Origin of the sequence: Candidatus Poseidonia alphae (genome assembly GCF_943787815.1) — an archaeon.
Taxonomy (GTDB): Archaea; Thermoplasmatota; Poseidoniia; order Poseidoniales; family Poseidoniaceae; genus Poseidonia; species Poseidonia alphae.
This window is the reverse complement of sequence record NZ_CALSNW010000004.1, coordinates 33,557-58,495: the sequence shown is the minus strand read 5'-3', so window position 1 is coordinate 58,495 and position 24,939 is coordinate 33,557. Positions and strand designations below refer to the sequence as shown.

General features: G+C 51.0%; 17 protein-coding genes. 9 read left to right on the top strand and 8 right to left on the bottom strand.

Translation table 11 applies throughout. From position 1 onward, the window contains the following. Positions 1–404 (top strand): DUF6069 family protein (locus AAA857_RS08130; RefSeq protein WP_338174461.1); only part of this gene is annotated, 404 nt, incomplete at its 5' end. Positions 405–487: 83 nt separating this feature from the next. Here the strand turns inward: AAA857_RS08130 and twy1 are convergent. After that, complete coding sequence (twy1, locus tag AAA857_RS08125) at positions 488–1,498, bottom strand: 4-demethylwyosine synthase TYW1 (protein ID WP_338174460.1); 1,011 nt, start codon at positions 1,496–1,498, stop codon at positions 488–490. 310 nt (positions 1,499–1,808) lie between these two features. Then, entirely contained in the window at positions 1,809–3,932 is a 2,124-nt protein-coding gene (locus AAA857_RS08120; RefSeq protein WP_338174459.1) for a DUF47 family protein, read from the bottom strand. Between the two features lie 80 nt (positions 3,933–4,012). On the opposite strand from AAA857_RS08120, the gene AAA857_RS08115 reads away from it, so the two are divergent. The 8 genes from AAA857_RS08115 (at position 4,013) to AAA857_RS08080 (ending at position 13,714) form a co-directional block, all read left to right on the top strand. Continuing rightward, positions 4,013–5,065: a phosphate uptake regulator PhoU gene (locus AAA857_RS08115; protein ID WP_338174458.1), complete on the top strand. Its 1,053-nt coding sequence runs from the start codon at positions 4,013–4,015 to the stop codon at positions 5,063–5,065. A gap of 106 nt (positions 5,066–5,171) precedes the next feature. Further along, positions 5,172–5,336 (top strand): hypothetical protein, encoded by a 165-nt coding sequence (locus AAA857_RS08110; protein ID WP_338174457.1) that lies wholly within the window; start codon positions 5,172–5,174, stop codon positions 5,334–5,336. Positions 5,337–5,491: 155 nt separating this feature from the next. Next, on the top strand, positions 5,492–6,442 hold the full coding sequence (locus AAA857_RS08105) for a fatty acid desaturase (RefSeq protein WP_338174456.1): 951 nt from the start codon (positions 5,492–5,494) through the stop codon (positions 6,440–6,442). Between the two features lie 83 nt (positions 6,443–6,525). After that, positions 6,526–8,514, top strand: coding sequence for an aconitase family protein (locus AAA857_RS08100; RefSeq protein WP_338174455.1), 1,989 nt, complete (start codon positions 6,526–6,528; stop codon positions 8,512–8,514). A 143-nt stretch (positions 8,515–8,657) separates the two neighbouring features. After that, positions 8,658–10,721 carry a DNA topoisomerase VI subunit B gene (locus AAA857_RS08095; RefSeq protein ID WP_338174453.1) on the top strand — a complete coding sequence of 688 codons (2,064 nt, stop codon included), beginning with the start codon at positions 8,658–8,660 and terminating at the stop codon, positions 10,719–10,721. Beyond that, the gene (locus tag AAA857_RS08090) at positions 10,721–11,818 is read left to right on the top strand and encodes a DNA topoisomerase IV subunit A (protein ID WP_338174452.1); all 1,098 of its coding nucleotides are present in this window, start codon (positions 10,721–10,723) and stop codon (positions 11,816–11,818) included. The genes AAA857_RS08095 and AAA857_RS08090 overlap by 1 nt, the downstream gene beginning before the upstream one ends. Before the next feature lie 45 nt (positions 11,819–11,863). Further along, positions 11,864–12,913, top strand: coding sequence for a hypothetical protein (locus tag AAA857_RS08085; protein ID WP_338174451.1), 1,050 nt, complete (start codon positions 11,864–11,866; stop codon positions 12,911–12,913). Between the two features lie 54 nt (positions 12,914–12,967). Further along, entirely contained in the window at positions 12,968–13,714 is a 747-nt protein-coding gene (locus AAA857_RS08080; protein ID WP_338174450.1) for an ArsR family transcriptional regulator, read from the top strand. 20 nt (positions 13,715–13,734) lie between these two features. Here AAA857_RS08080 and AAA857_RS08075 read toward each other — a convergent pair whose 3' ends face one another. From AAA857_RS08075 to AAA857_RS08050, 6 genes are all read right to left on the bottom strand, one after another. Further along, positions 13,735–18,759, bottom strand: a complete 5,025-nt coding sequence (locus tag AAA857_RS08075) for a CARDB domain-containing protein (protein ID WP_338174449.1) — start codon at positions 18,757–18,759, stop codon at positions 13,735–13,737. Between the two features lie 132 nt (positions 18,760–18,891). Then, positions 18,892–19,527, bottom strand: coding sequence for a DUF2299 family protein (locus AAA857_RS08070; protein WP_338174448.1), 636 nt, complete (start codon positions 19,525–19,527; stop codon positions 18,892–18,894). Positions 19,528–19,586: 59 nt separating this feature from the next. After that, positions 19,587–21,185, bottom strand: coding sequence for a 1-acyl-sn-glycerol-3-phosphate acyltransferase (locus tag AAA857_RS08065; protein ID WP_338174447.1), 1,599 nt, complete (start codon positions 21,183–21,185; stop codon positions 19,587–19,589). Then, a complete protein-coding gene (locus AAA857_RS08060; RefSeq protein WP_338174446.1) occupies positions 21,185–21,613 on the bottom strand; it encodes an HIT family protein in 429 nt (142 codons plus the stop codon). The genes AAA857_RS08065 and AAA857_RS08060 overlap by 1 nt, the downstream gene beginning before the upstream one ends. Positions 21,614–21,643: 30 nt before the next feature. Then, on the bottom strand, positions 21,644–23,263 hold the full coding sequence (locus tag AAA857_RS08055) for an FAD-binding protein (protein ID WP_338174445.1): 1,620 nt from the start codon (positions 23,261–23,263) through the stop codon (positions 21,644–21,646). A 98-nt stretch (positions 23,264–23,361) separates the two neighbouring features. Then, positions 23,362–24,930, bottom strand: a complete 1,569-nt coding sequence (locus tag AAA857_RS08050) for a hypothetical protein (RefSeq protein ID WP_338174444.1) — start codon at positions 24,928–24,930, stop codon at positions 23,362–23,364. Positions 24,931–24,939: the final 9 nt, after the last annotated feature.

Genomic DNA, 24,939 nt, shown 5'->3' with positions numbered 1-24,939 from the left:
GGAAAAAACACACTCGCACCGGAATGAAAGCAGCAGGGGTCATGGGGGCCATCAATCTCTTGATTTTGGGGTTCATGATGGTTATTGGCTACGATACAACCCCACTTGACCCAAGTGGAGTCGAGATACCCGTTCCTGTATTTGCAGTTGCAACCGTCATGGGTGGAGGGATCGTTCCCGGATTGATAGGTACAGTCGTTTGGACGAAGATTGATGGGCGCTGGAGTGAGCAATCTCGCAACATGTTTACGCTTCTTGCTCTTGCAATCGCAACCCTCAGTACGCTTCCCTTTACCAATCAACGCGCTCCAACCGGTGATGCATACGTTCTGACTTCAGTGTTGCATTACTCCACGGCAATTCTGGGGAGCTTGTTCATACCTTACTTCGCAAACACGGAGTAAGTCATACAATTCGGGTGAATTGGACAACGGGAGTACGATACGCCCAAACTCGGTGGACATCGTGCTGCGATTGAGCAGTTAATTTAGGAAACAATGGGCAAATGTTTCACTGAAGGCGCTATTCCCAAATCCTCCGGGAAAAACATTGTTGGCTCAGGCACAGGAATCGGCGATATTTCTCGCCCAACAAGGGCGACTCGGCTTGGACGTGAATCGGAGAGCACCTCGCGGTTGGTAAGCGGAGAAATCTTGTTCGAGAACTCCATGATGTCATCGTGACTCGGCATGTTTTCCATGGACAGGTTTTCACGACTGTGTCCGACGAAGACGTATCCTTTATTTTCAATGAAGTCGGGGTCAGCGCGGTTATCAAGGGCTGCGAATTGTGAGATATGTTCATCGCTCATGTTGATGCCCTTCATCAGCGTATGGCGGCATACAATTCGTGTGTCAAGAGATGGAAGGAGGTCAATGGTCTTCTCAAACTGTTCCCATGCGCCATGATTGTATTTTGGCCGGCAAACATCGTCAAACACTTGCTTGTTTGGAGCATCGACCGAAACATACAGTTGCGTGGGAAGGGTGTCCAATTTCTCGAGTACCTTCGGAAGCGTCCCGTTGGTCACCAGCATCGTTGTCATTCCATGTTTATGGCACAAATCCATGTATTCTGAAAGGCGTGTGTAGAGGGTTGGTTCTCCGTTAAGGGAGATGGCGACATGCTTCGGGTTTTGGGCATCGAGCCATTTTTCCCGAGGTACTTTGGGGTTGCCTCCGAAGCCGGAAAGAAGGCGTCGTTGAGCACGAACGGATTCGTACAGTAGGTCAAGCGGGTCTTGATCTGTGAGTTCAAGTGTGTCCATATGGGGTTCTCGCCAGCAGTACGTGCAAGCGAGATTGCATTGGTCAACAACGGGCGACATCTGCATGCAGTTATGGCTTTCAACGCCGTAAAATTTCCCTTTGTAGCACTGCCGGTCTCGAAGAAGCGATTCTTTAGTCCAATGGCAGGTTTTCACACCGCCATGCTCACCAACAATGTGGTAACGTTGCTTCTGTAATTTGGCTTTGAGTTGAGGGTCCATTCCTGCCATGCAATCACACCTTGAGTCGTTATCCTCTGTTGGGCACAGGCCCTGTTGGGAGCGGCTCGGTTGGTAACTCGTCAAGTTACCATGCTATCAAGGCCTCGCTGAGAACGAGCCGTTAGTTGAGGTCGCGGCGAGCAGCCCTGGGGGTTTTTGACCCAAAAGGCTCCACCTCGAAATTTTTACTTCTGTACCTCGTTGATATTTGCCTCTTGGAGAACACACGTCACCTGCATTGAATGTCCATCATTTAGAACATGGCGGCCATGCTTTTGCGATAACAAGCGTCTTGATCGAAGACTGACTCAATCAAAACTCATCTGTTGAGGATTGGGAGGAAGGCATTTGCGGCCTTTTCACAAGCATTAGCGACATCGTCAAGACGTTGCAGGACCCGGTACATGTGCATGGCTGCAAGCGGGGAATCTTCTCCGTTGGTGAACACGTAAGCTGCCGCCATTGCTTCCACTCCATCCGCATCATTTTCTTTGATGTTGACTTCTCTGATGAGGTCAGCCAGTTTGGTTTCTGCAGCCTTGGTTTGACCGCTGATGGTGAAGTCTCGGAGTGCTTCTACAGCATCTTCGTACTTGGCAACCGTCTCAGCGACAGCCTTCGCCATCTCTTTGAGATTCTCCTTGGCTTTCTTGTCATCGAACAGAGGGCGGAAGGCCAGTTGCTCTGCGACATTTTGAGCATAGTCAGCAATCCTGTCCTGGCGCGTGACCATGTACAAAAAGTCATCAAGGCTGAGTTGTACGCCAATTCTCATGTCATTGAGAGCCAAACGGCGAACTTCAGTCTTGACGTTGTCCGCCGCAAGTTCAGATTCGATGGTGGATTGAATCGCTTCGCTTGCGTCCTCTCCATCGCATGCAATATTGACCGCATCAAGCATGTGTTCAACCGTCTTCTCCACCGCTTGTGCGTGCGCATGGAACAGTTCGAACGGCGTCACTGAATGAGCCGTTCCGCCAGCATCAGAGAGGGCATCTTCAACATGGACTTCACCGCTGCTCTTCCAGATGGCGTAGCCGACGGCGATGAACGAGAGGGGAAGCAAGACGATCATGTTCAACGGTTCGCCTCCGGAGGCTACGAACAATACAATGGCCCCAAAAGCCGCAGCCGGAACGCTTGCGACCCAAGATGCGGCAATTTTCCCAAACACTCGGAAGTCAACGGCTTTGGCGCCCCCGGCTAATCCAACTCCAACAACTGCACCAACGAGGGTGTGAGTTGTTGAAACAGGTACGGCCAAAAATGGCATTGAAAACACAAGAATGGTGGTCGCCGCCCCAAACTCTGCAGCGAAACCGCGAGTTGGAGTGATATCGGTGATTTTCTTTCCAATGGTTTCCATAACCCTCCAGCCCCAGGTCATGACACCGATGGCGATTCCAGCGGAACCAAGGAGGATGAGCCAAAGAGGAATGTCTGCTTTGGCCGTTAGCGTACCACCGTCGCTGCTGAGGACCTGCCAGACCGCGGCCATTGGTCCAATAGCGTTGGAACGGTCGTTGGCGCCGTGAGCAAACGCAACGTAAGCTGCAGTGATGATTTGCAACCAAACGAAGATACGCTCAACGCCACGGAAACCGCGCTTCTCTTCGGCGATGTCAATCCGGCGTAGCACGAGGTAGAGTACCAAACTCGACAAGACACCTATCGTCGCTGCAAGCATAATGGAGTTGATTGGAATCCATGCATTGACTGCCCATGGGTCGAAAACACCGTCTTCCTTGGCTGGCAGCCAATCGCGCTTATCGTCAATCCAACCCCTTCTGTCCGCATTTGAAATGAAGCCCTTGAGCGCCTTGAATTGAAGCGCCAAACCGAGAACGAAGAACGTGGGGAAAGCAAGCAGAGGTGCGAGCCATCGTGAGCGGTCGACTGGGTTCTCGTTTTCCAAGATGAGTTTCTTGATGATCATGAACGAGAAGAAACCAAGCAATCCGCCCATAACCGGGCTTGCAACCCAGGAAAGCACCACTTTCTGGACAACGTCCCAGTCGATTAAGGAGGTTTCATACTTGACTTCCAAAATGAGCCCAACACCAAGGATTCCTCCGATGATTGAATGCGTGGTTGAAACCGGGAGGCCCATTCGTGTAGCAATGGTGAGCCATGTGGCTGCAGCCATCATGGCGGCAATGAATCCAAAAGCAATGTCTTGGGAAAACGCAGGGTCAATGAGTGGGTCGGCAAAATCAACACTGAGAATGCCTTTTCGTACCGTATCCGTGACCGCATCGCCAGCAAAGAAAGCCCCACAAAACTCGAACACTGCTGCAATGATGACCGCTTGTTTGAGGGTGAGTGCTCTTGAGCCAACCGAGGTGCCCATGGCGTTGGCTACATCGTTTGCACCGATGTTCCAAGCCATGTAAGCACAGACTACGAGTGCTAGTCCAATCAGTACGATCGTGATTGCTTCCATGGGACTTCCTATAGTAACTCAGTATATATCCGAATTCCTGTATACTCTATATAGTGCTATTTAGTGAGAGGCGTGTTCACATGGTATTAGGACCTGGCGAAAACGAAGTCCGCAAGTTGCAATCCACTGGTGGTAGCACCTTCACAATCAGCTTACCAAAGCCTTGGGTGCTGGCCCAAGGCCTCAATGCAAGAGATTCGTTGAGGATGGATTGGCGGCCAAGCGGCGCCCTTCGAGTCACTCCTTTGGATTTGGCTACATCGTTTGGAAAACATGTATATTTTGATTTTGATACGCTACCGGAACACAGCCTTCATGACCATTTGATGGGCGCATACATCTCCGGGGCTGACCTGATTACGATTGAGTGTGGAGAGGGGGCGCGTCAAATGATAAATCCGCCCATCCGACGCTTCCTGCGTGCAACGCGCGGGTTTGAAATCATAGAAGAATCGGATACTCGCTTGGACTTGCGCTGCCTCCTCAACGCCGGCGACATGCCACTTCATTCAAGCCTTAATCGAATGTACCTGCAAGTTACATCTCTAATGCGAGACGTGATCAGCGTGTTTGAGGGGGGCGATTCAGAGTTCATCAGCGATGCTGAAGAACGAGAAAGTGAGGTGGACGCTTTGTTGTATTTGATCGAGCGCCAAGTCCGAATTCTACTTGATTCTCACCTGGTAGCAACGAAATTGAACCTCACTCGGACTCAGGCCCTTGAATACGCTAACCTTGCCCGATGCCTGGAGCGTATGATGGACCACGCATTTACCATGGCGCAATTCATTATTGAATACCCGCAGATCATTGAGCAGAATACCGAAGAGAGTCCGATTCACCATGTACCTGAATGGCAGTCTGCTCTGAAGGAATTGATGATCAACATTCGTACGAGGGACTCCACGCGGATTGAAGAAGCGCGGCATCAGTTGAAAGCCCTGCAAAAAACACTCCTGGTCTACGAACACAACATACTGAGCGAGAGGGGTGCTGGCCAATGGATGGCGCAAAACTTGAGTCTGTCAGAATCCGTGCGTCGTCTGTGTGCATATTCTCGAGATTTTGGAGAAATTCTTCTGAATATGAAGGTTTCTACCGAGATGATGCGGGTTCGCGAAGTGGTGTTGTGAAAAACAGTTAGTTTATATTATACACCTTTGTGTTGGCGAATTCACCGCTGCTTGATATAGGGCGGAGTGCAACTATAACATGAGAACAACTCAGAGGATGAGCCCCATGGACAAAGAATTGGAAACCTACGTAGAATTGACGATGACCGCCCAAAAATACCGAAACGGTATCTTTGGCTCGATGCTAGATCGCCTTGCAAACGCCATTGCATTTTACCGCAGCGGTGTTGACAGTCGTGGGGCTTACCACGCACGAAAGGGGGCGTACTGAATGGACGATTATCTCGAATCCTACGTTGATGAGGCCATGAACGCCCAGGTTCTTCGAAACGGTATCTTCCGTACTTCAGCGCTTTCTTGGGTCAAGGGCCTTTTCTCTAAGAACTGAACACAGGCTTTACAAGAAACGGGGATAACACTCCGTTGATGAGAAAGCTCTGGCTCCCTCACCTTCTTGGCCTCGCAACGCCGGCGGCATCCCTTGTTGGACTCTGGCTCGGCGGTTGGTGGATGGGTTTAACGCTCCTCCTGCTGTTGGCCGTGTATCCGCTGCTTGATACACTCCTAGGCATCGATGAGGAAACCGACCCGCTTCAAGAAGGAAGGCCCTACGACGTCATTCTCCACTTTCACGGCGTCTTGGTTCCGTTGACTGTTGGGGTTCTTTTGTGGCGCATATCCGTTGAAGGGTTAACATCATTCACTGCCCTTGGGATTCTCTCTGTTGGACTGAGTAGCGGAGCCTCAGGAATCGTTTCTGCACATGAGCTTGGCCATCGAAAACCACACTCTGGAAGTTGGTGGCTCGCTCGTCTAAGTTTATTTTCAGTCCTTTACTTGCATTTCACGACCGAACACAACCATACCCATCACAAACACTGGGCGAAGAAGATCGACCCTACTTCGTCGCCATCGGGTCGAAGCATTTACCGCCATTTCATCACGACCGTTCCGCTTCAAGTTCGTGGAGCTTACCGCGCCCGACCTGTGGACACCCGGCGGTCGCTGATGCTTGAACTCGTGTTCCTTGTAGCCCTATACGCCCTCAATCCTGAATGGTTGTTGGCCTTTGTCGGCCAAGCCTTCATCGCTGTGTTCCTTCTTGAGTTTGTAAATTTCCTTCAGCATCATGGATTATCTCGTCAAGATGGGGAGCGGGCTAGCGCAAAGCATGCTTGGGAAAGTCGTCACCGTCTGTCTCGTTGGACATTGCTTGAGTTACCACTTCACCCGGCCCATCACATGAAGTCCAGTACGCCTTATCATCATCTCAAAACCCATGATGAAGCGCCTCAACTTCCATACGGGTACTATGTTATGTTCTTGCTGGCATTGGTCCCGCCGTTGTTCAATCGCGTTCTGAAGAACCGTTTTTGACCCTGTATTTACCCGGGCTGACAAAAAATATGGCCCGAACCGATTATCAACAGTTGGCCCTTGAACCGAGTTGAGGGGGAGCAATGCGAGACAACTGGCCACCTGCAAAAGTCGCTTTATCGCCCGGAAAGCGAGTCTTGTTCCTTACAAAAGACCTTGAACTGATCAAGCAACAACTCTACGAAGGGTTAAACCTCAAGATGGAGGATTTGAAGATTGAAGATCTGCTTGACGACATCAACACCGACGTCATGACGCCTGCATGGGTTTGTTTTGACCATGATCCTGCTGAAATCGCCAAGAATGCCTACGCCGGACTCATGCACAACGGGCTTCGCGTGTTTCGTGAAAATGCTTTGAAAGACGGTGGTTTTGAAGTCATCGTTTCAGGCCAACGCAAGGGTACCGGTTCAAGCCGTGAAACGGCTGCTCAATGTGAGCGGTGGGCGGGAATTAACATTGTCATCGCAGCTTCATTCGCACCAATTCACGAGCGCAATAACATCAACCTTGGCCAACTCATGGCCGGACACGACGTATTGAAACGATTGCAGGACGGAGAAGAAATCTCACTCGACGAATTCACTGGAGTCTACGACCCAGTAACTCAACTCATCCTTGAACGGGGAGGGCTGTTTCCTTTTGCAAAGGCACTTCAAGCCAACGAATTGGAACTCGCCCCACTCAACACACCTCTCAAGCCCATGACCATGGCAGAACACATCATCAGTCGCAACTTGGTCGGACAGCCAGAAGGTCAGTGCGTTAAGCCGGGTGACCCGGTCATTGCCCAAGTTCAGGGAGGATATTCACACGAATTCACAACGGCTCAAGTTCACACGTTTCTCCAAGAAGAATACGGAGTGGACTACTCGCTTCCTAACCCGAGCAAGTTCGCGGTTTTTGAGGACCATCTGCTCTATGCGCATCACAATCCTAAATTCGTCCCGTTCATGCACAAGGTGCAGACCTTGCGCGATTTGCAAGTTGCCTTCCAGCAACATGCTGGCGTCCGGGATTATTCTGCAAAAGACGGCGTTTCTCCCGGAATCTGCCACCAAGTCGCTCGTGAGGAATTTATTGAAGTCGGAGATTTCATCCAAGCAACCGATTCCCACACCTGCATGGGTGGAGCGTCAAATGCACTCACGTGGGGCGTCGGTGCTACAGAATATGCGAATCTTGTAAGTGCAGGATTTACCTTTGTCAAGGTACCCGAATCCATTCGGTTTGAACTCGTTGGCGAACTCCACAACGGTTGCACTGCAAAAGACGTTATTCTCGCCATCCTCGCCGACCACGCTCGCGAAGAATTAACGCTGAACCGCAGCATGGAATTCGGAGGACCTGGGCTTACATCGCTCTCCATTGACGAGCGAGCAACCCTGTGCAACATGGCTACTGAATGCTCAGGAAGAACCGGTATTTGTGAAGCCGATGACGCCCTTTATGATTGGATGGTTTCGGCCCAGCCGCACCTGTCGATAGGGGGACAAAAAGCTCGGTCCGTCCATCCCGACCCGGGCGCACATTACGATGGAGGCGTCCACACCATTGACCTCTCAACAATTGTCCCCATGGTTGCTCACCCGGGCGACCCGGACCAAGGCGTTCCAAGCGACCCTACCAATGGAGCAAACATCAGTGACATTGGACAAGTGAGCATCAACATCGCCTACGGAGGCTCGTGTACTGCCGGTAAAGAAGACGATATTGCCTACTACGCAGAAGTCTGCAAGGCTGCTCAAAAAGCAGGCCTCAAGGTCAAGGAAGGCGTTGAATTCTTCATCCAATACGGTTCTGGCCAGGTCAAGCAACTCGCTGAGGACAGGGGCTGGCATGAACTCTTCCAAGACGTTGGCGTCAATCTCATTGACCCAGGGTGTGGCGCATGCATTGGTGCTGGTCCAGGCGTTTCAATCACGCCTGACCAGGTCACTGTTTCGGCGATCAACCGCAACTTCCAAGGTCGCTCAGGTCCAGGTAAATTGTATCTGGCAAGCCCCCTAACGGTTGCTGCATCCGCATTCACAGGAGTCATTTCTTCCTGGCACCCGAAACTCTTTGTTTGATTTCCGCGTCAGTTTTTGACCCGAAAAGCGCGTGACTTCATCCCAATCCTACTGCTTTCTATATGTACCCTCAAAGAAGCGGGTAAGCCATCTGTCGGCCCGACGTCATCAAGACGAAGGAGGACCGGTCGGGTGGTGTGCGCATGTCAGGAACTGCAGAACGAATGGCGAAAAACCAAAAGCAAGTCGCAATTTCTGAATTTTTCGAGAAAAACAAGCACTTTCTAGGATTTGATTCGCTCACCCGATCGCTGATCACAGCAGTAAAAGAAGCTGTAGACAATTCATTGGACGCTTGTGAAGAGGCTCGTATTCTTCCCGAAATACGCGTGCAAATCACAAAAATTGATGACAAAAAGAACATTGTTGAATTAAAATCAGAAGATAATGGCCCCGGCATTCCTCAACGGAGCATCGAGAAAGTGTTCGGACAGTTGCTGTTCGGTTCCCGGTTCCATGCCATTCGTCAATCAAGAGGGCAGCAGGGGATTGGAATCACTGGCGTGGTCATGTACAGTCAACTCACTACAGGTCGGAAAACTCATGTTCGCTCAAAAATCGCTACTGAGGCATCGGCTGCCATCGTCGATATCGGCCTTGATACGCGTAAAAACAAAGCAACAAAATCCAATGAAAGTCGTGAGATTTGGGAGCGACCTGATGGCTCCTTCAAAGAGCACGGACTTGAAGTAACGACGCGAATGAAAGCGAAGTATCAGAAGGGGCGTCAGAGCGTTTACCAATACCTTCGAATGACCAGTATCGTCAACCCTCACGCTGATATTACCTTCATTGACCCTGAAGGGCAAACACACCACTGGCCTCGTGTAACAGAACGACTGCCCACGAAAGTCGAGAGCATCAAACCTCACCCGCACGGCATTCACCTCGGAACATTGCAGCGAATGTGTACCGAATCCACGGATTCACGCATGACCGTGTTTCTAAGAAACAATTTCTCTGGGATGTCAACCCGTGCCGCAAAGGAATTGTTGGAAGTTGCTGAAATCAATGAAAAGGCAAAACCTAAATCCCTCAAACCAGATCAGTATAGGGCGCTTTTAGAAGCATTCCAGGGTGAACGAACGTTGAACAACAAACCCGTTAAACTCCTTAACCCACCAACGAACTGTCTTTCACCAATTGAAGAGCTTCTCATCAAAAAAGGTCTTTCGAAGACCATTGATTCTCGTTTCGTTACCACGATGACGCGGGCGCCTACAGTTACACAAGGAAACCCGTACCAGGTTGAAGTCGGACTGATCTTTGGAGAAGGAATGCTAGCCGACAAACCTGTTGAAGTTCTTCGGTTTGCTAATCGAGTACCTTTGATGTATCAACAAGGTGGCTGCTTGCTCACCAAGGCCATTGAATCGGTAGATTGGCGACAGTACGGGTTGGACCAGGCCGGTGGGAGAGGCGTTCCGAAAGGGCCTGCGGCAATTCTTGTTCACCTTGCCAGCACGAACGTCCAATTCACATCAGAAGCAAAAGAAGCATTAGCCGATAACAACGAGGTGCTGGATGAGACACGAAAAGCGCTCTTAGAAATGGGTCGCGGACTGAGAAAGCATCTTGAAAAGAAGAAAAAGATGGCGAAAACTCAAGAAAAGTTTGAGTTGGTCAACGACATCATTCCCGCCATTGCAGAAAAATCTGCTCAAATTCTTGGCCGTCCTGTTCCCGAGTTAGCAGGTTCGATTACCAAAATCATGAGTGCTGTCATTGCAGAATCCGAAACCGTTTGGAACAAGGAAACGAAGAATACTGAAGTATCGATTACACTGTTCAATTATACCTCCCGTGCTCGTTCTTACACGCTCTTAGCCTCGTGGCCAGAACGTGAAGGTGCTTCCATGGAGAACAACGAGACCGGTGGAAGAAAGGAAGCGACCGGCGTATGGGCTTGGAAACTAGAGACGCTTGACCCGGGCCAAACCTACGTCATCAAATACACGCTTACGGGACTGGAAAAAGGCGACTGGACCGATACGGACGTGTTTTTCAGAGGAAGTCAAGATGTCATCGGAGCCACAAAGATGGACGAGAAGTTATTGGAAGAAATCCGTAGGCAAGAGGCGGTTGGAAATGCCGATGAAGAGGAAGAGGATGGGAAATCTGAATCTGAAGAAGTTGCCGAGGCGTTAGCCGACCCAGAAGTTCCTCCGCCCACCGGGCAACAAACCTTGTTTGGGGGTGGTGAATGATGTCAAGAACACATACGAATGAAGAAACTAAGACCGCACTGCATGAAGTGGTTGCTGAAATGTACGATAAAATCGTCAAAGGAGAGGCGCCCACTATGACGCTTCCAGTTCGAACCAAAACCAACATCGCTTTCGATGATAAATTGGGAGTGTACAAGTACGGAAAGAAGCGCTCAACTCGTGATGCTACAAGCCTTGGTTCGGCCAAGCAACTGCTACGAGCTCTGCACGTCGTTGAATTTATTGAGGAAATGATTGATGCTGGAAAGTCGTCAACTCTGAGAGAAATGTACTACATTTCGGAAGCGTGGGGTCTCGGGAAATTCGGGTCACAAAACGAATCAAACAATCTTGCTGAGGACTTGGAAGTTGTTACCAAGTGCCTTCGTGAAGATTTCAAACTCCGTCCAGAAGAAGATGGCGCTCGTATGATTGGAAACCTCACCTTGCGGGAGCGAAACCGACGGGGTGAATGGATGCGGATCAATGCCCGGGACGATGTCGGAGATTCCGGTTATGGCGTACCCTACAACGTTGAACTCGAAAAAATCGAGTTGCTTGAGCACGACATCAAATTCATTATGGCCATCGAGACCGGTGGTATGTTCGACCGACTGATAGAAAATGGTTTTGATGAAGATTACAATTGTGGACTTTTGCACCTCAAGGGGCAACCTGCCCGTTCAACGCGTCGCATTCTCAAGCGCATGAGTGAAGAATGGGATTTGCCTGTCGTCGTCTTCCTTGACGGCGACCCGTGGTCGTTCCGAATCTTTGCATCCATTGCCTACGGTGCGATCAAGACGGCACACATTTCAGAATATCTTGCAACCCCCAGCGCCACATATCTTGGAATTACTGCGGATGACATCATGGCTTACGACCTCCCCAATGACGACCTTTCACCTCGAGATATTGAGGCCCTCAAAGCGGAACTTTCTGACCCGCGATTCGCTGACCCATGGTGGCAGGAACAGATCAACATGATGTTGGAGCTAGGGAAGAAGGCTGAACAGCAATCTCTAGCCAAATACGGCCTTGATTTCGTAACCGATACTTACCTTCCGGAGAAATTGGCTGACCTCGGCTTGGCCTGAAGCCCATGAGCGAGCCTTATGGGGGAAGAGGGTGTGGAAACCACCATGCAAGCCCCGCCGAAGGAGAAGGGTTCCCCCTGGCCCATGCGCCTTATTGCAGTTGGAGGAGCGATGATCCTCGTTGGTATGGTCTTGCTCATGAGCCAATCTTCCCATGTCTCGGAAGCATTTGACCCTAGAGAAAACCACCATGGCAAATACACCGGAGAGGGCATTTTCACTACGGGGGCTGTTGAAGATACATGCTACCGGTTCTACCAGATCTCTGGGGAGGAAAGCATGACGGTTGAACTGAAGCGGGTGGCTGGGGCGGCTCCGGTTGGAGACACTATTGAGGAAGCGAATTGTAATCTTGATTTCCAAGCGATGTCCGGGGACAACACCGACTTCGTAGAAGTCGCTTCTTGGAAACTGAATGCCACAGAAAAATACATGCTTGAAATTCAATGTGAAGGTGACTGCAGTGAAACGGACGGTTGGTTTGTCTCAATCGATTCATTTCAAAGCGAATTCTTCTCTTCAACGTGGCTGATTGCCGGGGGCGCAATATGTTGTTTCGGTGTACTGATTACTCCCATCGCCCTCATTGTTTATCTCGCATCAAAGCCAGGCAAAGGGCCTCGGGTCATGATGATCAATGCGGATGGGACCATGATTCCCGTGACCGATTTCACACCGGACCAGACCGTAGAATTTTCACAGAACACTGGCAGCCCCTCCAACATCGATGAAAGCGTTGCTCCACCCTTTGCCGACACAACCGCAAAAAGTCCACAAAGTGAAGATTTTGTAGATGGGAAGCCGGATGTTGCTGCGGGAAACCTCCTCACAACAGAACAAGTTTTTGCCTTAATGAAGGGCGATGTGGAAGCGGCTCAAGACCATGCCAGAACCGATCGATACCAAGGAGAACAGCCCGAGCAAGTTGAGGCTGAAGCTGCAAACGCGGCAGCCATATTTTCCTGGGATGAAGGGGTTGAGGCGAATGAGGCTGTTCCTGAAAGAAAGAAGGAAAAGCCTGCTAATCGACCCTCTACGGATACCGCTGTACCGGCTGAAAACGATAACGGTTGGAAAGACTGGGATGAGCAATGAGCAAATCGGTGAGTTCATAGAGGTCTGAGCATTACCCAACCATAGGTTGAGAAGATGACGGAACTTGATATGGCCCTTTATTTGCTTCAAAACAAGACCCGACGTCACATTGTTGAGCGATTGGTTCGAGAGCCGCATTACGCCATGCAACTTTCACAACTCATCGGCGTGAGTCAGCCCGCAGTCGTCAAACATCTATCGGAATTGGAAAAGGGTGGACTGGTTTCGAAGGCTAAGGTCCCATCGGAAAAAGGTGGGCCTCCACGGACTGTTTACAGTGTTGATAGAGCATTTTCGCTCCACATTGACCTCGGCCCCGACCTCTTCCGTTGTGAAACACGCAAACTCCCAAAGGGTGGGCCAATGCGCCTTTCCCCTAAATTGCCCAAGGCATCTGTACCAATCGCAGAATCCCTGAGCGGAAGAAAGAAAATCGCTGTTGCAGAAGGATTGGCGCACTTGCGGACTCTTGCCCAAGTCATGGATGACCTGGACGCACAACGCGATGCTTTGGTTTCGCTTCATCAGCACATCCGACAACGTGTATCTGCTGGGGTCGAAGCCGACTTTACGCAATACGAAGAACGCACCATCGTCCAATCCATGGTTGAAGCCAGCGGGGAGCGGCTCGACATTACCTCGTTAATCCGAGACGAATTGGTTGGAGAAGCCAACGTAGGCGAGATGATTGAGACCATCCGTGCACAGCTTGAACGCCAGATTGCACGTCGTTCAGGCCACATCATTGCGGCTCCACTCAACACAGAGCTGCGCTGGTACCTTGGACCCGGTTCCAACTAAGCCCGAAGGCTGTTTGTGCCTTATACGTCTTCTTCGGAAAGAACCGAAACAAGTGAGGATTGTTCTGCTAGGCGCTTGTTGACGTCTTCACGGCGGCCCTTACCAACAAGGTAAACAACACCGAGCAAAGCAACGGTAAGAACGATCACGGCAAACGGCAGTGCTGTCTTTCCAACGACTTCACCAGCCACGTCCAAGAACGGGCTATCGGATTCAAGAGCCTCTCCTACGGCCTTCACGTTATCACGTTCGTCCGACTCAACAATTTCGTTCATTGGGTCAACCACGACATAGATGCCCTTGCTTCCTGCGCTAACAGGGTAAAGGAGGTAAAGTTCGATTTCCTTTGCATCTTCGGTAGCATCAGGGGCCAAAAGGGCTCCAACAACTTGCCTCATGACGATGCGCTCTTCGTCGCAGCCATTCTTTCGGATTTCCTTGATGATGTCTTGGTCGTTGACCTTGTCGTACTCACAGAGAACGATTTCAATGTTCGTTGCGTGGACGTTACCGGTGTTCTGTAGAATGATTCCAATGGGGATGGTTGAATCTACTTCACTGCTGAAAGATGGAGGGGAAATGATTTCCTTGATCTCCAAATTTGGTGCCCTTAGACGAAGTGTAACAATGAATTCGTTGGTATCGAAGTCGTCTCCACTCCATTCAGGTGAGTCGTCGTGGTCGCCATTGTTCTCCATGTTTCCGTGCATCGAAACGACCTTCAAACCAAGGTTTCTCGTGTCAAGTTTAGCATTGACTCCAATGGACACTGCAGCAACCACAGATGCGACTTCATAGGGAGCCATTTCTGGAAGGCGGTACTCATTCAGGTCGGTCAAGTAAACACAGGAGTCTTCAGGGAAGGACGAGGCGGTCGAAACTTCTTCAATACATGCTTCTTCAACAACGACATCAGAACTAATTTGCTTGAGCATGTACCATTCAACACTCCATCCATCGAGCATGTTCATGCCCGGCAGAATCTGCCAAACCAATTCGTCACCATCACGTTGAGCTGTGTGGTTGTTCATGGATGGAACATCAGCCACGTTTCCGTTGTTGGTGACATTGAAGGTGTATCTGACAATTTTACCTGGTGCAGAAGTCTTGACTGCGTTATCCACACGAGGATCCATTGAGATTTGCATGTCGTGGAATTCGTTGACGGTAACCGTCATTTCAATGGTGTCACGCAAACGGGTTTCTCTACCGCTTGAATCGGGGTAGGCTTCCTCGGAGTATGCCTGAAGGATCACCGTGTATTCGCCAGCATCCACCTTGTTTGGAACGTTCATGAGAACGTCAAAGGCCTGGTAGGAATCAGGTGAAAGTTCCATCAAACCATCGCGAGGGATGTCAATGTCCCAGATGACATCAACGCCAAAGGCGTCCGTCACACGAGCAAGTCGGAAGTCGAAGCGGTCAGGTCCATTTCCGTCATTTGAAACAGTAATCGGCAAGATGATTTGCTCTCCAGGGTTCACCTCAATTGAAGTTCCAACGTCTGGGTCAATGCCCGCATCGAGAATGTATTCGTGGATCACGTTGGTTGACAAGATGACCGAATCCGAGATACGTGGGTAACCCTCGAGGTATGCCTTCAAGGTAACAGCCGGTCCAAGACCTGCTGTTGCGTTGGTCGGGGCACAAACATCGACAGTCACCGTCTTTGTTACGGAATCAGCTCCACCTGCAATGGTCCAAGGGAGCGGCACTCCAATAGCGGCGTCAGGATTGTTTGAAGCATCCGAGAAGTCAACGTCAACGACCCAGTTTTCAATTCTCCATGCATCCATATTGATGCCGTCTGGCTTAATCTCAGGTGCTCCAGGTGTCACAAAGACGAGGTCGCCAGAATCGAAATTCTTGGTAACTGGAATCTCATAGGTTGCACATTCTCCGGGCAAGATGTATGAACCGGTATCTTTCGTTTTGTCAAATTCAATGTTCCCGGTTGAACGGATGGAAACAAAGACACTCAATTCGAGGATGTCGTACGTTCCTTTTTCTACCGACTTAATCGGTTCACCTTCAGACCAGCCCTTGACATAAATTACGAAGGCTCCAGGGTCTTCTGTAGTTGGGACGCTGATTGCCAAATTCTTGGTTACAGACTGTCCTGGATCAAGCTCTACACGGGTAGGGAAGTCAATCTGCCATCCAAACGGTAAAAGCCATTCTTGCTGGCCCTCAAGACTGTTTGAATCCCAGAATACGAAGGCGTCGTTGACGTTTCCTGTATTGGTGATGGTAATTGAGAAAATTGCTGTTTGGCCTTGTTCAATGTCTGCCATACTGTGCGACGTATCCAAATTGATTCCGTGAACAACGTCCATCAAGGTGAGTGTTGTAATCTCGTTCTGGATGGCTGGATCCTTGTAGGATTGTGCTGTGACCCTAATCTCGCCCAGTTCGTCTCCATTTGCTTGGTAGATTGACGGTGCTTTCACTCTCATGTAGAAGCGGATGTTTTCTCCCCCTTCGAGGAAAATTGGAGTGTCAGGGAAGATACTGGAATGGTTGGAGGCGAAGTAGAGGTTGGCAGTCCAATTCAGTGGAACACCGGAGATGTTCAGCCCATAGGTATCTGCAACCAAGTCCTTCGGCCCAGGTGTAGAATTGTTCATCGTCATGTTGTAGATGGTTTGCTCTCCTGGTTCGATCACGTGGTAGAAGGTCTCTCCTTCCTCGTAATCAAGGTCTACTTGTCCAGTTAGTACGTGGGAGTAACAGATGGTGAAGCGGTTGTTGTTTGCCTCATCACCACACTTGTTGGTATCCGACCATGCGAGGTGTGCGCCGCTTCCCAAATCGTTGGAAAAGGCGGGTGGCATTCCAATAGCTGGTTGCCGCCCACTGTTGGGACCTAATTTATTCGAGTTCCAAGAGGTGACGGGTATAGCCTCCCACGGATCAAGGGCGGTGAGACCGTCCCCGGTCAAGTCGGTTTGATTTAGACGAACGTACATGACTTCCTCGTTAGCAGATAGGTTTCCTGAGTCAACCCAAGCGATGTGGATGTTGTTCTGATCGTCTGTGAGCAACGATGGGAACACGGAATTTCCTGCATACGGTGATGCTGGAGGGAGTCCGTTCTTTCCTTCGACATTGGAGATAGCGATATCGTTAATCTTCTTGATGGCGTACGTGGACAAGCCTTCCTCGGCACCGTCCCAAATCCCGGCTCCTTGAAGGCGGAGTTTTGTGTAATAGACTTCGTAATTGGTGTCCTTCTCAAATCCATAATCACGGCCATCCATCCAAGCGATGTGCGTGTTTCCTTGCATGTCTACGCCGATGGAAGGGTGGAAGGAGTAGGCGTCATCGATGGTAACGCGGGTGTCGTTAACGACGACCAAGTGTCCGTCTGCAGCAGGGCCAGTGTCTTCGATGTAGGTCTGTCCGCTGACGGAGTGACCGTGCTCTCCTGGAACGAAGGAAGGGTCGTTGTTCATCTTTGCATACGGGTCAAGCACCGTCATGAAGATTTCACGAGAGTTGTTGGTAGAGATGTAGACCATGGCTTCAACGAGAAGGGCCATTTGGTTGGTACCGCTTCCGGAAGGGAACTCGTATGCCTGCCCACCTGAGTCGGTGTTCGCAAGAGTGTTTCCTGGGCAGTTTCGTGTGTTCGTGGAGACGATGCCGTTCGGGCACTGGACCAAGTCCATGAAGTGAGATTGGATGTTGCCTGCTCCACCGTATCCTTGTCCATAAAGGCCGACCGGGATAACTCCGGCAAGGAGACAGTTGTCGTGGGCTTCCTGGATTGCGGATTTGTCGTCGGCTTGCTGAGACGGGTCTCCGTCCTTGGGCCCTTCATCGGAAACAGGAATCACGATCTTTGTTGCGTTCGGGTTCCAGCGATGGTCGTCACCGGTTGGGGGGTTTCCTGGAACGTTACCTTGTGCGTCTTTCCATGAAAGGCAAGCCCAGTTTGATCCTGGGCCCCAGTCTTCTCCAGAGTATCCAGAATAGGTGTTTCCGTTGTAAACGGTACCTGGGAGTTTGCGAATTCCACCGGAATCGTCACCGGGAGTCTGTCCCAGAGGGATGGTGCGGGGTCCAGCGTTTTGGTTGTAACCTTGGCAGTTTCCGGAACTGGCTGCACCGGGTAGGGTGTTGCCGAGGCCGTAGATGGTTTCGTAGACGGTCATGTTTGCTACTTCGAGCATAGGCTTGATTCCTTGGAAATAGCTTCCAGAGGCAAAGTTCCCACCGTATACAACGGTGCAAATGTCAGCCCATTCAGTGTACATTGAACCCGATGTGTCGACGATGAACGCAAGTTCAACTTTACCGCCGCGAGTGTCGTCCCAAGCAATTTGAACGTAGTCGTTTGCGTCAACGACGACGTCTGGGTGTCCCTTGTGTCCAATAATTGGCGTGAGGAGTGTGTCGTCAAACAACGTGACGATGGCCCGGGATGAAATAACAGGTTGAATCATCGAGTAATAGATTTGAGGTTGGTTGTAGAATTTTCCGAGTTGGTCGTAGTTGTCTTCCCAAACGATGTGAACGTTGTTTTGGCTGTCGATATCAAGGGCTGGCCAATCGCGGTTTTGAGAGCGGCGTTCAATGATGGTGTCATCAATCGCCGTGATGGTTCCGTCGTCCGAAGCCATGCCGTCCATAGGTGCGGCCCATGGATTGAGTACGGTATACATGATGGCGTGTTGGCCCGATTTGTCAGCCCATACAATGTGAACTCGGTCAAGGTCGTCGACCTTCATGTCTGGGTGCCAGACCTTGTGAAGGCCGGGATTGGTGACTTGTGTAGCATCGATGAGTGTGTCTCCACGAGGAGAGATCATCGAATAGTAGAGGTGTTGATTGTTGCGGGTCCAGACGACGTGAACGTTTCCAGAACTGTCGGAACCGACTGCGGCTTGCGCATCGGAGGAAGTTCCACCGTCTACGATTTGCACGGCTTCGGTAATCACGACTGTACTCGCTGCTACGCTAACGCTCGCAACAAGCAAACTGGACATAACGGACAATACCATAAGGGTTGCAAGGCTGATTGACTTTGTTTTTTGATTCATAGGGCCACCTCTAATGAAAGAACAAATGCAGGGGGTGTGTCTTCCTACTTAACCGCGTCCCCTTTCGGTCTTATTTATCAAAGCCCAGTGACCCGTTTTAAGGTCAAAATAATATTTTGGAAGTCGGTGATTTTAAGCCCATTCCGAGGGGTCAAATCCTGACCCAAATGACATCTTTTCATCGTATTCAATTTGTGGGGTATCCGTTTCACTGGCATCCGCAGGTGGGCGGTTTTGCCCGTTTTTGGCCTTCTTCCAATCGTCAACGGGGCCGGGTTTCCCGACTCCAGGGCCGTAGGAATACTTGATTTCGTGAATGAGCGCAAGTTTTGCAAGCCATAATTTGCGTAGGCTGTTCATGAATTCGTTCTTGGTTAACCCGTCAAACCAAACGGGCAGACTTACGTTGAACGCTTGCATTGGGCCTGGCTTCTTCTCCTCTTGATGGCCCATGTGAACCACCCAATCAACTCCCGAACGTATCAAGTGAAGTCGGCTTTCATGGATCCATTCACCCCAATCGCTCTCTTCATCATCCATGTGTTCTTGCATTTCTTTTTGTTGACCTTCGTCAACACGAGTCATGCTTGAAACAGCAACGAGGTCTCTACCTTTTGGAATGACTACGGCAAACATATGCCCTTGCTTCCCTCCAGGATAACGAACGAGAAAATGAGCGGTGGCCCTTGGATCGTTTTGGGCCTTGGCCGTGAGCCGCTCTTCAGTAAACCATTGTTTGAGTTGGTCGGCTACTTCATCAGGCGTCATGGACCATCCCAAGACTTCCTCCCGTTTGAACCGAACCCTTGGGGATTGGTTGCAGTTTCCTAACGCTCAAGAAGGTTTTTTAGAAGACGTCCGAGATTCTGTCGGTCCTCGTTCTTCATCCATCGCCGCCGCCATGCTTTACGGGTGTCGACGTAATCATCCCATGACCAAGAGAAGGTCTTCCCACTGAACCAAAATACAGGGAAAAGGCCGAGATAAGCCAGAGTCGCGGCCGTCACTCGAAGCATTCCAGAATCTCCAAAGGCACTTCGCCAATCAAACCCAAGAAGAGAGGAAAGGGTTTCGTGGAACATGAACCCCGCACCAAGCCACAACGCTGCTATGACTGGCCATATCAGGAGGGAACCGAAAAACGCCGCCAGGAACTGGTAACTGGTTCTGGCGTCTTGCCCTTCATCGGTTGAATCACCAAGAAGACGGCCTAAGGCAACCTGCAAGCCTAACGACGTAACAGAAAACGGGAGGAACGTCAAGAAGAGGAGGAAGCGTAACAACGCCGGTAGCAGGTGAATTGGGCTCGCTCGGCGTAATCCATTACCGGTTCTATTGAGGTCTCGCCCGTCCAATCCATGGCTTTCGAGAATGCCGGCTGCCGTGGTTGCATCAGCGATGCGCTCACCCTCGAGTGGAGCAGGGGGCAGGGCGTTGGATGGTGGTGAAATTCTATTTTTCACAGCACGAGCAGCGTGAACTTCATCCTGCCATGTTTTGAGAGGGGCGTCGTTTATCCTGGCGTCTACATGAGCGAGCAGGTGGACGGCTCGATGTTCTTCCCAGGAGTCAGTATGTGCGGTAAATGTCGGCAATTTTTCTTGTAACTTGTCGCGGACGGCAAACACGATTTCTGCGGGAGGCTCTACCCAGCTGCCTTTGGCGACAGCCTCAACCAAGTCTTGAGGAATGCTTTCTTCTGACAACAGAAGTGGTTCCCCAAACTCGATGTACTGGTCGGTACGGAAGTATTCGCGGCGGCGATAGTGCAACCCTACGGGGAGCAGTGTTGGCATAGGTAGGTCGTTAGCTTTTGCAAGAGCTGCGGCGGCGAGAACGGTCCGAAACGGTCCTGTTCGGAACCGTATCATGTGCGAGTTGTCATGGCTCGTTCCTTCGGGAAAAAGAACGCAGCCAAACCCGTGGGTGATTCCGCTTGCAAGTGCAAGCAGTGAACGGCCGTTGATGTGTTGGGCTTCCTCTTCGGTACATCCTCCCCGAAGCAATTCTGCTTTTCGCACCACGGGCTGTACCGCAAGTTTTCGCGTCCACCACCCAAGTAAAGGTCGTGTTACGAGGTCGTGCCGTCCACCAACAACAAATTCCTTCGGATGGTGGAGAAAAACCCCCAGGGGATCCATGAGTCCGTTGGTATGCCATGCACAACACATTGAGCCCCCGCCCCCTTTCTCCAACGGCGTTTGGCGGGTGGATGATGTTGTCCTGAATTGGATGGCAGCCACTCGCCTGCACATCCAAAACGCCACCTTGGTCCATAAATAAGAACCTGGAATAGAGGAATCATACGTCGGCAGAGGCGTGGCGAGGAGTTTATCCATTCGCATATTTTTTGCCGAGGATGAAAGGATGGGGAGCGTCTCTCCGTTATGCACCAATTCTTCCTCTTCGGTAACGATTGTAGCCATTATTTGCCCCCTCCATGCAAAGCGGAAGAAAGACGTGCGAGGTCAGGATGGTTTGGCTCCCCAGGACTTTGTGACGGCCACATCGCCATCAAGGTCGCCCCACCGTCACCTTCAGTTCGAGGAATGACATGGATGTGAACGTGAGGGACTTCTTGTCCAGCCAACGGGCCGTCGTGAATGCAAACGGTAAAATCGGTGGTGGAAAAATACGCCCCAAGTACCCGTTGGACCTCTGTAACCCCTTCCATCAACGCCGCCTGCTCATTGGAGTTCAATTCGCTTAGCCGCTGAACACCACGACGTGGAATCACCAAGGTATGGCCAGACCGTCGAGGGAAAATATCGAGAAAGGCAAACCAGTCTTCTCCTTCTGCGACCGTGTGCGAAGGAATTTCACCCCGCAAAATTTTCTCAAAGAGGGTCACCATTGCCTCAAGCGAGGACTACGATGCCTTTCTTCATTGTGGAGGAAGAACCCAGTGGCCACCCTCTCCTTTCTTGAGAGCGAGCGTTCCAATGGACCCAAGATGGTCCACAGTATTGTGGTGGAGAAGGTCTTCGTTTGATGCTTCGAAATCGCTTCGTTGGAAAGCACCCCTTGATTCCTTGCGGGCCATTCCAGATTGCGTAGCCGCGATGAGCATTCGCACCGAGGCTTGAGTTCTGAAAATTTCCAACAGGTTCGTATTGGCTATGAGCGAGGTTTGGTCAAGGTGAATTGACTCAGCCGCAACTGCAGCAGATTCAAGTTTGGTCAAGAGGGTCGCGAGGGAATCATCGGTGCGGTTTGAACCGGTAGCAAGTGCTGCACGGACGGAGGCCATGACGGTTCCACAGCGAACAACATGAGTCCCCTCTCCATCGCCAAGCATTGCTGAGAGGTCCGCAGTTGATTGTTCAAGGGACGATGTCAGTGCGTCTGCAGAGCCAAAGGTACGGCCCTTGACCCATTGTCCCGCATGAGATCCAGCGGCAATACCCGAGCATAGGCCATCGAGCATCCGATTACCGGGAAGGGCTGCTGCGCCATGCATTCCAGTACACGCCGCATCGCCGGCTGCATAAAGTCCAGTGAACCAGCGAGCCCAAGTGTCTACGACACAACGGCCGTTAAGGTCAACCGGCAGCCCACCAATTGTATGGCTGACAGCAGGCTCCAATGCAACCGTTTGACGGCTCATATCAATGCCTGTACGTTGCTGGACAAGGCGGAATATTGACCCCCACCATTCAGTGCTAGCGCCCATTTCTCTTGCGTCAAGAACAGGTTGAACGGCCGCTTCGATGGCCGCACAAGCCTCGATAGGACTCATTGAGTTGACTTCGATCGGCGCGCCACTTCCTTCGTGAACGCGCGCTCCATCTCCGAGGAGGTCAAGGGGGAGGAAGAGATTGGTTCCCTTGATGACCAGAGGGTGCTTCATGACGAATTCCATGTCCCGAAGTGAAACGCCAGCCCTGAAAGCCAGATCCATGCCCAAACCGGAGATCCCACTGGAGTACGCTCCTTCAAAGCCTTCGTCGGCGATGATGAGGGCTTTGCATTGTAGACCGATTACTCGACCGTTAACCATATCAAGCGCAATCATTCCAGTTACTGTTTGATTGTTGTGAACCAGTGTGAGGGGGATTTGGTCGCCTCGGCGGATGACGCCGTGGCGCATGCATTGCTCTTCGCTGATTTGGTGCAATTCACGAGCAGTGGTGCTCCCGGCGCTTACATTTCGGGGTTGTGAATGGCCGAGTGACTTTCGGACCATGGGTAGGCCTTGGGCATCTCTACGGAAATTCACGCCCCTGCGTTCAAGCAAATCGATGATTTTGACTGCTTTTGCCGTGGTGGATGATACCATGTCTTGGTCGGAAAGGAACTCACTGCAACGGATGGTGTCTTCTCGGTGACTGCGGTTGTTGGATTCTTGGAGCGATGCGGAAAGCCCAGTGAGGGATGCCATTCCAGGCTGACCGAGTCCTGTTGCTGACATCAACAACGTGTTGGCTCCTTCCTTTGCAGCTTCGGCAGCAGCATGCAATGCTGCGGGGCCGTCTCCTAAAACGATGACATCCCATGCTTCCATGACTTCACTTCCGACATTTTTGCCGAAGCATCGGCCCGCCATAAGGAGCGCGCTTCATTTGCCTGCAAGATCGGGTTATTTTTGCAACCTGTTTTTGTTCAAGAATGGGTTTTAGGAAGCGGTTTTGAAGACCATGAGCGTGCTTGTTCCAACTTCTTGTTTTTCTGCCTGTAATGGCTGCTGTTACGGTTTTTCACCACGGTACGTAAGACCCGTGATTCAATGACAACGCCTTCATCATCACGAAGAATAACTTGGACATACCGTTCACCCTGTAACTTTCCACCCCAGGCCACTCCAAGCCACAAGACAACACCCTTCTGAAGGTAACGTGGCACCCAATCCAAAGCATCGTCTTCTCCCGTAGCGTTGAGTTGGACGGAATGACGTGGCGGAGGGCAGGGTTGGAGTTCGAAGCGATGATCTCGAACAACCGGTTCTCCGCCGGGACAAACAACCTGTATGCGTGCAACAGTGGATTTGAACGATTGGTTGTTCAGAGCGATAAAGAGGTGGCCCGTACCTTCATCGCATTCAGAATCCAAAGCCACATCCATTCTCCACGGTGAGCGAAGAAGCATGGGCGACCCTGATAACAAATCAAGTTGAAGTCGCTCAAGGAGTCGGAAGGCACTCGGCTGCCATACTCGGGCATGTTCAAGGAGCCGTTGGAGGGAACGCCAATTGAACTTGGATGATTCGTCGAGCAAGATCTCATTCAAGGCATCGGGTCGAATGAATTCTGTTAATTCCAGCATTGCTTTTTCATCATTGAGTTCATCGTTTGCGTGGAGATGAAGAATGTACAATACCCGCTCCCATGATTGGTCTTTATCGTACCCAGGGAGGATACTTTCTCTGAACTCATTCAGCCATTCAAGCCATTCCAAGTAGAGGTCGGGGTCGAGATGGAGAACGATGAGTTCTCCTAAAATGGAGCCGAGTTGGGTGGGGTGGTGGGTTGGTGCATGATGGACCAGGCAAGGCATTTTGTCGCCTTGCTGGCGCACTGCGTCGGTGGTGAAATACGAATGAAATGTATGGGCGAAACCAAGCGTCATGGCCACGAGGAACGAGAGGTTCCAAACCAATGAGTCTTCAGCAATAACCGTCCCAAGGCCAAGCAAAAAAACAGCACTGAACGCCAGTAGGGCATTGACTGAATTGTGCCGGCGAACATCTGTTAATCCCTCAAGAATACGGTCCATACCTGGCTGAGAGCGTAGCGAGAGTTTTCCCCCGATGGCTTCGTCGTCAATTTCTCGAAGAGAAATTCTTGCTTGAATGGACTGCCACATTGCTTCTCCAGCGAGAAGCGGCGGGAGGATGCAAAGTGTGAGGGGAGCCAGCCAAAACAGTATCACATATCCCGGGTTGGGTGGAGCTGTCTCTGGAAAGAGAACGGAGACAAGAGCAACAATGGCCACACTTAATCCCAGCAGCAAACGAAGCAAGAGAAGGGTGCGCCTGCGTGCAAAGGTACCGACTTTCATTCGGAGTTCTTCTTGCCGTTGCCACTTCTCAACCGTTCGCTGCAGTGGATTTTCACTTCGAACGAATCCGTGACCGTAGGGGTCGGGTAAGGCCGCGGCGAGTTCAACCTCTTCTCCCGCCTTCACTTCGCCACCGTACCTGCGTACGCATTGTTCAATATGGCTCTTGTCCAAATAAAAAGG

Coding starts and splice junctions, on each gene's coding strand:
- AAA857_RS08060 (WP_338174446.1), bottom strand. CDS start 21,613: ATGGTGACCCTCTTTGAGAAAATTTTGCGGGGTGAAATTCCTTCGCAC.
- twy1 (WP_338174460.1), bottom strand. CDS start 1,498: ATGGCAGGAATGGACCCTCAACTCAAAGCCAAATTACAGAAGCAACGT.
- AAA857_RS08055 (WP_338174445.1), bottom strand. CDS start 23,263: ATGGAAGCATGGGATGTCATCGTTTTAGGAGACGGCCCCGCAGCATTG.
- AAA857_RS08100 (WP_338174455.1), top strand. CDS start 6,526: ATGCGAGACAACTGGCCACCTGCAAAAGTCGCTTTATCGCCCGGAAAG.
- AAA857_RS08080 (WP_338174450.1), top strand. CDS start 12,968: ATGACGGAACTTGATATGGCCCTTTATTTGCTTCAAAACAAGACCCGA.
- AAA857_RS08065 (WP_338174447.1), bottom strand. CDS start 21,185: ATGGCTACAATCGTTACCGAAGAGGAAGAATTGGTGCATAACGGAGAG.
- AAA857_RS08105 (WP_338174456.1), top strand. CDS start 5,492: ATGAGAAAGCTCTGGCTCCCTCACCTTCTTGGCCTCGCAACGCCGGCG.
- AAA857_RS08095 (WP_338174453.1), top strand. CDS start 8,658: ATGTCAGGAACTGCAGAACGAATGGCGAAAAACCAAAAGCAAGTCGCA.
- AAA857_RS08120 (WP_338174459.1), bottom strand. CDS start 3,932: ATGGAAGCAATCACGATCGTACTGATTGGACTAGCACTCGTAGTCTGT.
- AAA857_RS08085 (WP_338174451.1), top strand. CDS start 11,864: ATGCAAGCCCCGCCGAAGGAGAAGGGTTCCCCCTGGCCCATGCGCCTT.
- AAA857_RS08075 (WP_338174449.1), bottom strand. CDS start 18,759: ATGAATCAAAAAACAAAGTCAATCAGCCTTGCAACCCTTATGGTATTG.
- AAA857_RS08110 (WP_338174457.1), top strand. CDS start 5,172: ATGGACAAAGAATTGGAAACCTACGTAGAATTGACGATGACCGCCCAA.
- AAA857_RS08070 (WP_338174448.1), bottom strand. CDS start 19,527: ATGACGCCTGATGAAGTAGCCGACCAACTCAAACAATGGTTTACTGAA.
- AAA857_RS08090 (WP_338174452.1), top strand. CDS start 10,721: ATGTCAAGAACACATACGAATGAAGAAACTAAGACCGCACTGCATGAA.
- AAA857_RS08115 (WP_338174458.1), top strand. CDS start 4,013: ATGGTATTAGGACCTGGCGAAAACGAAGTCCGCAAGTTGCAATCCACT.